Source organism: Actinomyces faecalis, assembly GCF_013184985.2.
GTDB lineage: Bacteria > Actinomycetota > Actinomycetes > Actinomycetales > Actinomycetaceae > Actinomyces > Actinomyces faecalis.
The window spans coordinates 2,292,287-2,307,060 of the sequence record NZ_CP063418.1 but is presented as its reverse complement, the minus strand read 5'-3'; the positions used below and the strand labels follow the sequence as shown (position 1 = coordinate 2,307,060).

At 69.3% G+C, this 14,774-nt stretch carries 7 protein-coding genes and 1 pseudogene; 7 read left to right on the top strand and 1 reads right to left on the bottom strand.

The window, feature by feature from the left end:
* Window positions 1-811 precede the first annotated feature (811 nt).
* The 7 genes and pseudogenes from HRL51_RS09885 (at window position 812) to HRL51_RS09860 (ending at window position 13,201) form a co-directional block, all read left to right on the top strand.
* Window positions 812-3,430, top strand: a complete 2,619-nt coding sequence (locus tag HRL51_RS09885; protein WP_172119424.1) for an ATP-dependent Clp protease ATP-binding subunit — start codon at window positions 812-814, stop codon at window positions 3,428-3,430.
* 503 nt (window positions 3,431-3,933) lie between these two features.
* Window positions 3,934-5,775: an MFS transporter gene (locus HRL51_RS09880; protein WP_172119425.1), complete on the top strand. Its 1,842-nt coding sequence runs from the start codon at window positions 3,934-3,936 to the stop codon at window positions 5,773-5,775.
* On the top strand, window positions 5,772-7,556 hold the full coding sequence (locus HRL51_RS09875) for an MFS transporter (RefSeq protein WP_172119426.1): 1,785 nt from the start codon (window positions 5,772-5,774) through the stop codon (window positions 7,554-7,556). The genes HRL51_RS09880 and HRL51_RS09875 overlap by 4 nt, the downstream gene beginning before the upstream one ends.
* A 240-nt stretch (window positions 7,557-7,796) precedes the next feature.
* Window positions 7,797-10,514, top strand: coding sequence for a pyruvate, phosphate dikinase (gene ppdK / locus HRL51_RS09870; RefSeq protein ID WP_172119427.1), 2,718 nt, complete (start codon window positions 7,797-7,799; stop codon window positions 10,512-10,514).
* A gap of 311 nt (window positions 10,515-10,825) precedes the next feature.
* Window positions 10,826-11,136, top strand: a pseudogene (locus tag HRL51_RS12025) (AAA family ATPase); the annotation flags it as partial.
* A gap of 12 nt (window positions 11,137-11,148) precedes the next feature.
* Window positions 11,149-11,787: an AAA family ATPase gene (locus HRL51_RS11775; RefSeq protein ID WP_425321758.1), complete on the top strand. Its 639-nt coding sequence runs from the start codon at window positions 11,149-11,151 to the stop codon at window positions 11,785-11,787.
* A gap of 223 nt (window positions 11,788-12,010) precedes the next feature.
* Window positions 12,011-13,201, top strand: coding sequence for a restriction system modified-DNA reader domain-containing protein (locus HRL51_RS09860; protein WP_172191570.1), 1,191 nt, complete (start codon window positions 12,011-12,013; stop codon window positions 13,199-13,201).
* A 37-nt stretch (window positions 13,202-13,238) separates the two neighbouring features.
* On the opposite strand, the gene metX is transcribed toward HRL51_RS09860, so the two are convergent.
* On the bottom strand, window positions 13,239-14,450 hold the full coding sequence (gene metX, locus HRL51_RS09855; RefSeq protein ID WP_172191568.1) for a homoserine O-acetyltransferase MetX: 1,212 nt from the start codon (window positions 14,448-14,450) through the stop codon (window positions 13,239-13,241).
* Between the last annotated feature and the right edge of the window lie 324 nt (window positions 14,451-14,774).

Below are 14,774 nucleotides of genomic sequence, written 5' to 3'. Positions count from 1 at the left end.
CCGGTGAGGAGGCCGACGGCGTGGGTCGGTGGCCGACGGTCCGGTCACGGTCCTGGTGGAGGCCTGGGTGGACTGGTCTGCCTGTCATACGCGCGGGCACCTTTCACCTTCGGGGACACTCTTGGCACTTGTGGGCACCCGCAGAACGATTCGGCGAGTGCCCACATGCCAGGAGGGGCCGCTCATGAGAGGAGCGAGCTGACCTCGTTAGTGATCCACCACACTTGACCGGGGGTGTCTCCTATTGTCCTCATTGTCCTCACTTCCCACTTTCCTGAAGAATGAATCATGAAGACGACGAAGCCTTTTGTTGTTGGAGCGGCAGCGGTGCTTCTTCTCGCCGGCGCCGCGGCCGGCGTGGCTGGTGGCGGAGTCCTGCTGCGCAAGCGTCGCGACTGAGCTCACGGGCTGCCTATAGCATTGGCGGGCGCCGCAACGCACTGACGTTGCGGCGCCGCTTCGTCGTTGTGCGGCCTCTTCACCTTCGGAGGCCTTCTTGGTCCTGTGGACACCCGTAGACCGGGCCTTCGGGTACTTCCAGCCGTGAAGGGTCTTCGGCGATCGGTGTGAGGCGCCTTGGCGAACCGGTGAGTGAAGGCATAGACCATCAGGGTTGAGTGTGGTTCGCTCAACCTCTACTCACGCCCACTGCGAACAGGGGCATGGTGCCCACTGCCTCGCGGTTAGCCTTACCAGCACGTGCCAGCGCCTTGCCTTCGACGCCGTCGGCCTCCCGGTCCCGGGAGCGACGGCCTGGGGCGACTGGGCGCACCCCGACCGAACCAGCACGTGCCGAGGAGAAGAACCAGCGATGTTCGAACGCTTTACCGACCGCGCCCGCCGCGTCGTCGTCCTGGCCCAGGACGAGGCTCGGGCGCTCAACCACAACTACATCGGCACGGAGCACCTCCTTCTCGGTCTCATCCACGAGGGCGAGGGAGTGGCCGCCAAGGCGCTGGAGTCAATGGACATCTCCCTGGACGCCGTGCGCGGCCAGGTCGTCGAGATCATCGGTGAGGGCCAGTCAGCCCCCAGCGGCCACATCCCCTTCACGCCCCGAGCCAAGAAGGTCCTGGAGCTCTCGCTGCGTGAGGCCCTGCAGCTGGGCCACAACTACATCGGTACCGAGCACATCCTCCTCGGCCTCCTGCGTGAGGGTGAGGGTGTGGCCGCCCAGGTGCTGACCAAGCTTGGAGCGGACCTGTCCACGGTGCGCCAGACCGTCATGCAGATGCTCTCGGGCTACGAGGGCAAGGAGGCGGTGACCGCCGGCGGTCCGAGTGACAAGGGCACTCCCTCCGGCTCGGCCATCCTCGACCAGTTCGGTCGTAACCTCACCGCAGCCGCCCGGGAGGGCAAGCTGGACCCGGTCATCGGGCGCCACAAGGAGATGGAACGGGTCATGCAGATCCTCTCCCGGCGTACCAAGAACAACCCGGTGCTCATCGGCGAGCCGGGCGTCGGCAAGACCGCCGTCGTCGAGGGCCTGAGCCAGGCGATCGTCCACGGCGACGTTCCCGAGACCCTGCGCGACAAGCAGCTCTACTCCCTGGACATGGGCTCGCTCGTGGCCGGCTCGCGCTACCGCGGCGACTTCGAGGAGCGGCTGAAGAAGGTCCTCAAGGAGGTGCGCACCCGCGGGGACATCATCCTGTTCATCGACGAGATCCACACCCTCGTGGGCGCCGGTGCGGCCGAGGGGGCGGTGGACGCCGCCTCGATTCTCAAGCCCATGCTCGCTCGCGGCGAGCTCCAGACCATCGGTGCCACCACCTTGGATGAGTACCGCAAGATCGAGAAGGACGCCGCGCTGGAGCGCCGCTTCCAGCCGGTGACCGTGGACCAGCCCTCGGTCGAGGAGACCATCGGTATCCTCAACGGCCTGCGTGACCGCTATGAGGCCTTCCACCGCGTCGTCATCACCGACGACGCCATCGAGGCTGCCGCCAAGCTGGCCGACCGCTACATCAACGACCGCTTCCTGCCGGACAAGGCGATCGACCTCATTGACGAGGCGGGCGCGCGCCTGCGCATCCGCCGCATGACCGCGCCGCCGGAGCTGCGTGCGATCGATGACAAGATCGCCGAGGTCAAGCGCGAGAAGGAAGCCGCGATCGACGACCAGGACTTCGAGCGCGCCGCCGCCCTGCGTGACGACGAGCGCCGCCTGGCCGAGGAGAGGCAGACCAAGGAGGCCGCCTGGAAGTCTGGCGAGGTCGAGCAGGTCGCCGAGGTCAACGAGGAGCTGGTCGCCGAGGTGCTCGCCATGTCCACCGGCATCCCGGTGGTCAAGCTGACCGAGGCTGAGTCCGCCAAGCTGCTCAACATGGAGGCTGAGCTCCACAAGCGCATCATCGGCCAGGACAAGGCCATCGAGGCGCTGTCCAAGTCGATCCGCCGCACCCGCGCAGGCCTGAAGGACCCCAAGCGTCCTGGCGGATCCTTCATCTTCGCCGGCCCGACCGGTGTGGGTAAGACCGAGCTGGCCAAGGCCCTGGCGGAGTTCCTCTTCGACGACGAGGACGCCCTCATCCAGCTCGACATGTCCGAGTTCGCTGAGAAGCACACGGTCTCCCGCCTCTTCGGCGCCCCTCCGGGCTACGTCGGCTACGACGAGGGTGGACAGCTCACTGAGAAGGTGCGTCGTCGTCCCTTCTCCGTGGTCCTGTTCGACGAGGTCGAGAAGGCCCACCCGGACATCTTCAACTCGCTGCTGCAGATCCTGGAGGACGGTCACCTCACCGACGCCCAGGGCCGAGTGGTCGACTTCAAGAACACGGTCATCATCATGACCACCAACCTCGGCTCGAAGGACATCGGCAAGGCCGTGGCCACCGGCTTCCAGTCCACTGAGGGCGGGACCATGGAGTACGAGGAGATGAAGGCCCACGTCAACCGTGAGCTCAAGTCCCAGTTCCGTCCTGAGTTCCTCAACCGCGTGGACGACCTCATCGTCTTCCCGCAGCTGACCAAGGCCGAGGTCCGCCAGATCGTCGACCTCATGATCGCCCGCCTGGATCGGCGCCTGGTGGAGCAGGAGATGACGATCGAGCTGACCGACGCCGCCAAGGACCTGCTCGCTGAGCGCGGCTTCGACCCGGTTCTCGGTGCGCGTCCGCTGCGTCGCGCCATCCAGCGCGACATCGAGGACGCCCTGAGCGAGAAGATCCTCTTCGGTGAGATCGAGCGCGGCCAGAAGGTCGTCGTCGACGCCGAGGGGGAGGGGCTCCTGGGTGAGTTCACCTTCCGCGGTGAGCCCTGGGACCCCAAGATCGGCTCTGACCCGTTGAGCGCTGAGGTGGCTTCCGAGCAGGACGCGGCGCGTGCGGTCGGTGACGCCGAGGGCTCGGTCGTGGTCGAGGCTGAGGCGAGCGCTGCGGTTGACGCCGAGCCGGGCGCCGAGCCGGGAGCCGAGCTGCGCAGCGCCTGAGGACGGTACAGCTCACGCAGTCTCCTCGGAGGCGACGACGGACCGGCTGGTCTGGCACTCTCTCGCCGGACCGCCCGGTCCGTCGTCGTCCCCGGGCGGAAGGACCTGCGTGGAGACCGTCCCCTGCCGGCGTCCTGCCGGCCTGGGGCGAGGCTCGATCGTGGCAGGCGGAGGCACACCGGTCTGGGAGCCGCCTGGACGTCAGCAGGGCCACAGCGTCGTGAAGTGACACACCTGCTCGGATGTCGTTGCGATGTCAATGTTACGATTGACGGCGATTCGGAGTTTCGTCTGATGAGTGACTGGCGTGCGGCGCCCTGCCTCGGTGTGCCCCGCTGCTCTCTCAGATGGTCCCACTCCCCCACAGTCCCGAGCCCGCCTGTCCACTGGTGCTGGTCGTCAGGACTGCTGCCTGAGGTGCTGGACCCTCCGAGGTGCCGCTAGCTGCGGCGCCGACTCGCAGCGGCCCTGACCCGAGGGGCCGCGTCAGGATCGGAAGCAGCGTGGACAAGACCACACCTTCGTCCGTCACGACGGACACCCGTGCCGACCGGGCACGAAGCAAGGCTGACAAGAAGGCCGCGAGGAACCAGCACAAGAGCGAGACCGCTGAGCGTAAGGCGGCGATTCGCGCCGAGCGCCGTCGCCTGAGGCAGCTGCGTCAGCGTCGTCGGCTGCGCGTCGACGACGTGACGGTGGTCGAGGAGCCAGCTCTGAAGAAGGCCATCCTCGGCTCGGTGGTCGGCAACCTCATGGAGTGGTACGACGTCGGCGTCTACGGCTACGTCGCCGTGATCCTGGGAAAGGTCTTCCTGCCCGACGTCGACGGCCACGTCCAGAACCTCTTCTCGCTCGGTGTCTTCGCGGTCACCTTCATCGCCCGTCCGCTGGGCGGGGTGATCCTGGGGCAGCTCGGTGACCGCCTGGGCCGCAAGGAGGTCCTGGCGTACACCCTGCTCATGATGGCCGCGGCCACCTTCCTTATCGGCGTGCTGCCGACCTACGCGGCTGCCGGTGTCATCGCCCCGATCCTGCTCATCTGCCTCAAGCTGGTCCAGGGCTTCTCCACCGGTGGTGAGTACGCCGGTGCCACGACCTTCATCACCGAGTACGCCCCTGACAAGAAGCGTGGCTTCTACGCCTCGCTGCTGGACTGGGGCTCCTACATGGGCTTCGCGGCCGGTGCGGCCGTGGTCTCGGTGCTGCAGCTGACACTGAGCGAGGACTTCATGCAGTCCTGGGGCTGGCGCTTCCCCTTCATGGCGGCGCTGCCCCTGGGCCTGATCGCCTTGTACTTCCGTAGCCACATCGAGGACACCCCTGCCTTCGTCGAGGCCCAGTCCTCCCAGGACGAGGACGCGGACGAGGACTCCGCACCGCGCTCCGGCTCCGTGGGAGACGTCGAGGCCGCGATCCAGGCCACCGACGAGGGTCCCAAGGGGGTGCGGGCGCTGGTGGTGGCGTACCGCCGTGAGCTGGCGACCGCCTTCGTGCTGGTCGCAGCAGCCAACACGGTGGCCTACGCTCTGACCTCCTACATGCCGACCTACCTGACGACGACGCTCCACTACGACGCCGTCCACGGCAACCTGCTGACCCTGCCGGTGCTGGTCCTCCTGGCCTTTAGCGTGCCAGTGGCCGGCTGGCTGTCTGACCGTCTGGGGCGCCGCGCGATCCTGTTCAGCGGCGCGGCCGCCGCGGTGGTCCTGGCCGTGCCGGCCTTCATGCTCATGGCCCACGGTGAAGTCTGGTCGACCCTGCTGGGCCTGGCCATGCTCGCTCTGCCGGTGGCCCTGTACGTCGGCAACCAGGCCTCGTCCCTGCCCGCCCTGTTCCCCACCTCCTCCCGCTACGGTGCGATGGGTATCGCCTACAACGCCGCTGTGGCGATCTTCGGTGGTACCGCAGGCTTCATCATGGAAGCCCTTGTCGCGGTCACCGGTAGCGCGCTGGCCCCGGCCTTCTGGGTGATCGCGACCTCGGTGGCCGGCTTCATCGCCGTGACCCAGATGCCTGAGTCCGCGCGTCAGCCGCTGCCGGGCTCCATGCCCTCGGTGGCCAGCCAGGAGGAGGCGATTGAGCTGGTCGAGACCCAGGAGGAGAACCCTGACCTGGACGTGGCCGAGATGTTCGCCCAGGCCCCGGTCCACCTGCTGGACCAGGAGCCCACGGCGCAGGAGGCGCGTGCCGAGGTCGAGGTGGCTCTGGCCGCCGAGCAGGAGGTCCGTGAGGAGCTCGCCCGGGCCCAGCGGGCGACCCAGGCTGCTCGCGACGCGGTCGTCGCCGCTGAGCAGCGCGAGCGTGAGCAGGACGAGGAACGGGACGACGCGGAGGACGAGGCGTGAGCCCGACGGAGCAGGAGACCGCGCGCAGGCGCGAGCGGGAGGCGGCCAGGCGTGCTGAGCGTCAGGCGGAGAAGGCCGAGCGCGCCGCGGCCCGCGCCGAGCGCAAGGCGGAGAAGATCCAGCGCGAGCAGCGCAGGCTCGCCTTCATGCGTCGTCGTCGCCGTCTGCGTGCCGATGACGTGACGGTGGTTGAGGAGTCGGCGCTGCGCAAGGCCATCCTCGGCTCGGTGGTCGGCAACATCATGGAGTGGTACGACGTCGGCGTCTACGCCTACGTCGCGGTCCTCGTGGGCCAGGCCTTCCTGCCCGCGGCCTCGGACACCACTCAGAACCTCTTCTCGCTCGGTGTCTTTGCTGTCACCTTCATCGCCCGTCCGCTGGGCGGGGTGATCCTGGGGCAGCTCGGTGACCGCCTGGGTCGCAAGGAGGTCCTGGCCTTCACCCTGATGATGATGGCCGTAGCGACCTTTGGCATCGGTGTGCTGCCGCCCGCCTCGGTGCTGGGCGTCTGGGCGCCGATCCTGCTCATCTGCCTCAAGCTGGTCCAGGGCTTCTCCACCGGTGGTGAGTACGCCGGTGCCACGACCTTCGTCACCGAGTACGCCCCTGACAAGAAGCGTGGCTTCTACGCCTCGCTGCTGGACTGGGGCTCCTACATGGGTAACGCCCTGGGCGCTGGCTTCGTCACCGTCCTCATGCTCACCCTGCCTGATGACGTCATGGCGACCTGGGGCTGGCGCATCCCCTTCCTGGTGGCCCTGCCGATGGGTGCCGTCGCCCTCTACCTGCGCTCGCGTATCGAGGACACTCCGGCCTTCCGTGAGGCGCAGGCGGAGAACGACGACGAGGAGCCCGCTGACCTGGCGGCCGCCGAGACCGACATCATGAGGCCGGAGGAGGGTCCGCTGGGCCTGAAGGACATGGTGCGTACCTACTGGCGTGAGCTGACGACGGCGGTGGTGCTGGTGGCCGGTGCCAACACGGTGGGCTACGCGCTCACCTCCTACATGCCGACCTACCTCACCACGACGCTGGGGTACGACGAGGTCCACGGCCCGCTGCTCACGCTTCCGGTCCTCGTGCTCGTGGCCTTCCTGGTCCCGGCAGTGGGGTACTGCTCCGACCACGTGGGACGCAAGCCGGTGCTCTTCTCTGCCGCGATCTCAGCCGTGGTCCTGGTGGTCCCGGCCTTCATGCTGATGGAGCACGGTCAGGTGTGGTCCACTCTGCTGGGGCTGGTGCTGCTGGCCTACCCGGTGGCGGCCTACGTCGGCAACCTGGCGGCCTCCCTGCCGGCGATCTTCCCGACGGCCTCGCGCTACGGCGGTATGGGGATCTCCTACAACTTCGCGGTCGCCGTCTTCGGTGGTACCGCGGCCTTCATCATGGAGGCGCTGGTGACCGCCACCGGTAGCGCGCTGGCCCCGGCCTTCTGGATCATGGCGACCTCGCTGGCTGCCTTCGGTGCGCTGTTCGCGCTGCCGGAGACCGCCCGGCGTCCGCTGCCGGGCTCGATGCCTGCGGTGGCCAGCCAGGAGGAGGCGATCGAGCTGGTCGAGACCCAGGAGGAGAACCCTGACCTGGACGTGGCCGAGATGTTCGCCCAGGCCCCGGTCCACCTGCTGGACCAGGACCCGACGCCGGAGGAGGCGCGTGCCGAGGTCGAGGTGGCTCTGGCCGCCGAGCAGGAGGCACGTGAGCAGCTGGCACAGGCTCAGCGAGCGACCCAGGCCGCGCGAGAGGCCGTCGTCGCGGCTGAGGAGCGCGCGGCGGAGGACTGACCTCCGCCCTCTCTCCCTGACGGGTGTGCAGCGACGCCGTCGGGTGTGCAGTCCTCGGTTGTACACCCGACGGCGTCGCTGCACACCTGTCGCCATGAGGTGGGCGAGACTGACAAATGACTGGTTTGGTTCTAGGACCTCAGTCACACTAGAGTGTGTGTGGCGGCGCACAGTCGCGCCGCCGTGTCCCATGAACGATCACGGCTGTCCGTGACTGCACGAGAACTGAAAGAGGCGACGATGCCCAAGTACGTGTACCGCTTTAGCGAGGGCGACAAGGACCAGAAGGACCTCCTGGGCGGCAAGGGGGCCAACCTCGCTGAGATGACCCGTCTGGGGCTTCCTGTCCCCCCGGGCTTCACCATCACCACCGACGCCTGCCGTGCCTATCTCGCTGACGGAACCGTCCCCGACGAGCTGGCCGTCCAGGTCACCACCGCCCTGCGTGAGGTCGAGGAAGAGCTGGGCCGTGAGCTCGGCGCCCCTGAGGACCCGCTGCTCGTCTCGGTGCGCTCGGGCGCCAAGTTCTCCATGCCCGGCATGATGGAGACCGTCCTCAACATCGGCCTCAACGACAAGTCGGTGCTGGGCCTGGCCGAGGTCTCCTCGGACGCCCGCTTCGCGTGGGACTCCTACCGGCGCCTGATCCAGATGTTCGGTAAGACGGTCCTGGACGTCGACGGCGACCACTTCTCCGAGCGGCTGGACGCCAAGAAGGCCGAGCACGGGGTCAGCCTCGACTACGAGCTCGACGTCGACGCCCTCAAGGAGCTCGTCGCCGAGTACAAGGCCGTGGTCCTGGAGCACGCCGGGATCGAGTTCCCCCAGGACCCGCGCGCCCAGCTGGACATGGCTACCGAGGCTGTCTTCCGCTCCTGGAACACCGAGCGGGCCCACATCTACCGCCGCCGCGAGAAGATCCCCCACGACCTGGGCACGGCAGTCAACGTGTGCACCATGGTCTTCGGCAACATGGGGGAGACCTCTGGAACGGGTGTGTGCTTCACCCGCGACCCCTCCAGCGGTCGCACTGGTGTCTACGGTGACTACCTGGTCAACGCCCAGGGTGAGGACGTCGTCGCCGGTATCCGCAACACCCTGTCCCTGGCGGACCTGAAGACCCTGGACCGCACCAGCTACGACGAGCTGCGCAGCGCCATGCGTCGTCTGGAGACCCACTACCGTGACCTGTGCGACATCGAGTTCACGATCGAGCGCGGCAAGCTCTGGCTCCTGCAGACCCGTGTGGGCAAGCGCACCGCGGCCGCAGCCTTCCGGGTGGCCACCCAGCTGGTGGACGAGAAGCTCATCACTATGGACGAGGCCCTCACCCGCGTCACCGGGGACCAGCTGACCCAGCTCATGTTCCCCCAGTTCGAGTACACCGGGGACCGCGAGGTGCTCACCCGTGCCATGCCTGCCTCGCCGGGCGCCGCCGTGGGCCACATCGCCTTCGATAACGCCGAGGCCATCGCCCGCACCGAGGCCGGTGAGTCCGTCATCCTGGTGCGTCGTGAGACCAACCCGGACGACCTTCCCGGCATGGTCGTGGCTGCCGGCGTGCTCACCGCGCGCGGTGGCAAGACCTCCCACGCCGCCGTCGTCGCCCGTGGCATGGGCAAGACCTGCGTGTGCGGCGCGGACCAGCTGGAGGTCGACGCCGCTGCCCGCACCGTGCGCGTGGCTGGGCGTGAGGACCTGGTGCTCACCTCCGAGGACGTCATCGCCATCGACGGCCAGACCGGTGAGGTCTTCCTCGGCGAGGTACCGGTCTCTGACTCCCCGGTCATGACCTACCTGCGCCGTGGCCTGGAGGAGGCGCTCGATGTGGCCGGCAACGTGGACACCCGCGAGCTCGTCACCAGCGTCGACCGCCTCATGCGCCACGCGGACAAGGTGCGCCGTCTGCAGGTGCGTGCCAACGCTGACACTCCCGACGACGCCCGCCACGCCATCCACCGTGGCGCCGAGGGCGTGGGCCTGTGCCGTACCGAGCACATGTTCCTCGGCAAGCGCAAGCAGCTCGTCCAGAACCTCATCCTGGCCTCCAACGAGGAGGAGCGCGAGAACGCGCTGGCTGCCCTCCTGCCGCTGCAGAAGGGCGACTTCATCCAGATGTTCGAGACGATGAACGGCAGGCCGATGACGGTGCGCCTCATCGACCCGCCGCTGCACGAGTTCCTCCCCGACCTCACCGAGCTCAGCGTCAAGGTGGCCCTGGACCGCGAGCGCGGCACCCTGGACCCGGCTGACGAGGAGCTGCTCGCCGTCGTGCGGCGCAGCCACGAGGCCAACCCGATGCTGGGTCTGCGAGGTGTGCGTCTGCTGCTGACCATGCCGGGTCTCATCGAGCTGCAGGTCCGTGCTATCGCTGAGGCGGCGGTCGAGCGGCTCAAGGCCGGCGGGGACCCGCACCCGGAGATCATGATCCCGCTGGTGGGGTCGGTGCGTGAGCTCCAGATCGCGCGTGAGCGTGTCGAGGCTGTCCTGCGGAAGGTCTCGGGCGAGTCCGGCTACAAGCTGGACTTCCCGATCGGCTGCATGATCGAGCTGCCGCGCGCTGCGGTGAGTGCCGATACCATCGCGGAGGAGGCGGACTTCTTCTCCTTCGGCACCAATGACCTGACCCAGACGACGTGGGGCTTCTCCCGCGACGACGTCGAGAGCGTCTTCTTCAAGGAGTACCTGGACTACGGCGTCTTCGGGGTCTCCCCCTTCGAGACCGTGGACGAGCGGGGTGTGGGCCGGATGGTGCGTCTGGGCGTGGAGCACGGCCGCGCCACGAAGCCGGACCTGAAGATGGGCGTGTGTGGTGAGCACGGTGGTGACCCCGAGTCCATCGACTTCTTCCACCGCATGGGTCTGAGCTATGTCTCCTGCTCTCCCTTCCGCGTGCCTGTGGCCCGTCTGGAGGCTGGGCGCTCGGCGATCTTCTACCCGGAGTCCGAGGAGGCCTGAGGCTGGGGGCGAGGCTCAGGTCGCAGGCTTGGGCCTCGGCCTGACGTGGTCGTGCGGTCCCTGGTACCCGAGACGTCTCGGGTACCAGGGACCGTCTGCTGTCTGGTGGGGTCCGTGTCACAATCGGCGCATAAGTGTCCCTGAGAAGCCTCGTAGCCCTGGGCGGACGGTCTCGTCAGGCGTCCAGGACGTGGCGGGCCTGGCTCGTGCCCTGCGCCGGGCGATCGGTGCCGTGGTGGTGGGGCAGGACGAGGCGGTGGACACGGCTGTCGCCGTCTTCCTGGCCGGGGGCCATCTTCCTCATTGAGGACGTGCCGGGACTGGGCACGACCACGCTTGCCCTGGCGCTGGCCCGTTGCCTGGACCTGGAGGTCTGTCGTGTCCAGTTCACCGCTGACCTGCTGCCTGCCGACATCACGGGCGTCAGCGTGTACGACCAGGCGACTGGTGAGTTCCGTTTCCACCCCGGTCCGGTCTTCTCCGGCGTCGTCATCGCCGACGAGATCAACCGTGCCACGCCGCGTACCCAGTCCGCCCTGCTGGAGGCGATGGGGAGGGGCGTGTCAGTGTCGAGGGACGTACCCTGCCCCTGCCCGACCCCTTCATCGTCGTGGCGACCCAGAACCCGCTGGATATGGAGGGGACCTACCCGCTGCCGGAGGCCCAGCGTGACCGCTTCATGGCGCGGATGTCGATGGGGTACCCGGACCCGGGGCACGAGACCGAGATGCTGCTGGCCCGGGGCGGCAGTGACCCGCTGACCGCTGTGGTTCCTGTGGCGAGCCGTCGGTCGGTCGTGCAGGCTCGTCAGGCCGTCGCCGGGCTGCTCGCGGCGCTGGCCAGGCAGCAGCAGGCCTCAAGCACCGGCCGGGGCCGGCTGGCCGCACGCTACCCGGCGCGCTACGTCGTCGAGCTGACCCGGGCTACGCGCCGTGATCCCGATCTCGCGCTGGGAGCCAGCCCGCGTGCGGGGCTGGCCCTGCTCGCTCTGGCGCGGGCGCGGGCGGCTATGGCGGGACGTGGCTTCGTGACTCCTGACGACGTCGCCCAGATGGCCCCGGCGGCGCTGGCCCACCGCCTGGTTCCGGCTGGACGTCACGCCTCTGCGACGCAGGCGCGCCTGGCCTGTGCACAGGTGCTCGCGCGGCTGCGCCGTGACCTGGGGCGGGTGCGCCGGGACCTGGCGCAGGCTGTCTCTCCCCGCCGCCGTCGGCTCGCGGTCCTGGTACCGGCCAGCCTGCTGCCAGGGTCGGTACGCAGCCTGCGGCTGTGATCCTTCCCTCCCGTCCCGGGGCGTGGTCCGCCCTGCTCTCACGTGTGGGTGGCAGGGTTGCGCGCCGTGCGCCGCGGACGTGGTCAGCCAGGAGCACGGGCGGGTCGAGGCAGCGTCGGAGGACCTCTCAGACGGGCGTGAGAGGATAACCGCTGCCAGGCCGGCGCCGACGGACACGGCTGCGGTCAGGCGCTGGCGCGGGTGAGGAAAGGGCAGGACTGCAATGACGTTCCTTCAGCTGACACAGGGCCGGCTTGAGGCCGTGAGCATCGGCAGCGCGGCGGACGAGGAGGCTCAGGCTGCGGCCCTGGCGGCTGTGCGCGGTCAGCTGGTGGACGTGCTGGGACGCCCGTTGCTGCCCCTGGAGTGGACCGAGGTGGACCACGGTCATGCCCTGACGGCCCTGGACCCCTCGGGCCAGGTGGTCACGGTGGAGGTCGTGCGCTCGCTGTCTCCCGCCGGGCTGCTCGCGGCGCTGGCCAGGCAGCAGCAGGCCTCAAGCACCGGCCGGGGCCGGCTGGCGGCACGCTACCCGGGTGGCGCGGCGGCGTTCTCCCAGGACTGGAACGAGTTCCGTCAGGCTCTGCCGGTCCACGCCGAGGCCGGACCGGGCCTGATCGTCCTGACGACCGCGGTGTCTGCCGACGTGCACGCGGGAGCCTCCTTGCTGGGCGACTCCGGGATCGAGGTGCACCTGGTCGACGTGCGGGTCCTGGAGGAGGCTGGTGGCGGGACCCGGCTGCTGGTGGGGATCGAGCAGCTGCGTACCAGCACCGTGGGCAGCGGGGCGCCGCTCTTGGTGGCCCGGGCGCCTCGACGTCGTACCTGCGCACTCGCGGTGACGGACGCGGAGACTGCCAGCCCTGTGACCGTACCGGCCGCACCAGCGACGCTTCCTGCCGGTGACCCGCGCCGGGCGGCGCTTCTGGCTTCTGCGCCGACTGCGCCCTCGGGTCTGACGGCGCTCACCGGTCCCACTGCGCCCTCAGCCCCGAGCCCGGCGCAGGAGGACGAGCCCGCAGGGGCTCTCGCCACCTCCCTCGCCGCAGCGAGGCCGGAGGAGTCACGTACCGGGGCCAGCCACCGCTCGGCAGCACCGGTTCTTGGCGCCGAGCCGACCGTTGCGGCAGGCGAGGCGGCCGCCCGCGCCCTGGCCCAGGTTGCGGCCGCCGTCCCGGCACCAGCCCGCCTGGTGTGGCGCAGCCTGCGCCGGGGCATCAGCCACGAGGCGGTGCTGGAGCCGGAGGGACGGATCAGGGTCGCCGACGGCCGCGTCTTCACCGACCCGAGCCTGGCTGCCAGCACGGTCCAGCACACCCAGGACGTGGACGGCTGGCGCGTGTGGCGAGTGGGCCAGGGCGGGCCGCGCCTGGGCAGCTTCCTGGCGTCACCGACCGACGTGCGGCAGGGCTGAGCGCCGCCGGCCGGATCGTCCGTGGTCTGGCCGGGCGCTAGGCCTCGGCCAGGAAGTCCCGCAGGACGCGGTCCATCTGCTCGGACTCGATGAGGAAGCCGTCGTGCCCGTGGAGCGAGGAGATCGTCTCGCGGCGGGCGCCCGGGATGCATCGCTCCAGCTGCTCTGCCTGGTCCGGGAGAAAGAGGCGGTCGGAGTCGACGTCGACCACGAGCGTACGGGCGGTGACCTGCCCCAGGGCCTTCTCGGTGCCGCCGCGGCCGGTGCCGACGTCGTGGACCATCATCGAGTGGGTGACGATGAGGTAGCTGTTGGCGTCGAAGCGTGCCAGCAGCTTGCCGGCGTGGTAGTCGAGGTAGGACTCGATCTGGTAGCGCCCGCCCACAGCCGGGTCCTCCTGGCCCTGGTGGGCGCGTCCGAAGCGTGCGTCGAGCTCTGCGGCGCTGCGGTAGGTCGTGTGCGCGATCGCCCGAGCCAGACCCAGGCCCTGGACCGGTCCGACGGGGTGGGAGTAGTAGTCGCCGTCGAAGAAGTAGGGGTCTGCGACGATCGCCAGCTCCTGCAGGTGGCACCAGGCGAGCTGGTCGGCCGTCGTCGAGGCGCCGGTGGCGACCAGCGCCAGGTTGCGCACCCGGTCGGGGTGGCTCGCGGCCCACTCGATGGCGCGGTGCCCGCCGAGCGAGGCGCCCAGTACGAGGTGAAAGGTCTCAATACCCAGGGCGTTGGCGAGTCGGGTCTCGGCCTCGACCTGGTCGCGGGTGGTCAGCCACGGGAAGCGCGAGCCCCAGGGGCGTCCGTCCGGGGCGGTGGAGGAAGGGCCGGTCGAGCCCTGGCACCCGCCCAGGATGTTGGCGGCGACGACGAAGTAGCGCTCGGTGTCGATCGCGCGTCCGGGCCCGACCAGCTCTGACCACCAGCCAGGGCTCGGGTGGCCGGGTCCGACCTCCCCGGTGACGTGGGAGTCCCCGGTCAGGGCGTGCAGGACGAGAACGGCGTTGTCGCGCTGGGGACTCAGCTGTCCCCAGGTCTCGAAGGCCAGCACGGTGCCGGGAAGGACCTCGCCGCACTCCAGCGGCAGGTCACCGATCTCGACGAAGTGGCGTTGACCGGGGTCGTCGCCGGGACGCCAGGCGCCGGTGGGGGAGCCGGCACGGCGCTCGACCAGCTTGGCTGAGGCCGAGCCGACCCCGGGCCAGGGGGACCAGGCTGCCTGCGAGGGGTGGGTAGGGACAGGGGTGTGCTCAGTCATTGTTCGTCCTTGCGACCTTGCGGGACGACGGCGTGTCCTGCGGGCCTGTACCGGGCCTGGCGCCGTCCTCCTCGTGCGGCATGAGGGGGAGCCGGGTCAGCGGCGACGCGCGCGAGGGCCGAGGTCCGTGGGACCGGTCGCCGACCGAGCGCCTCGGGCTCGGCTGGCGTAGGACGGCGGCGCGCGCGTCAGCGAGGCATTCGACGGCGCATTCGGCTCGCGAGAATGAGCATGGCGCGACCATAGCGCGCGAGCCGGTCTGCGAGGCAAACCGGGCTCACAGGGTGGAAATGACACCGATGTCGTGCGCTAACTCACAAAGTG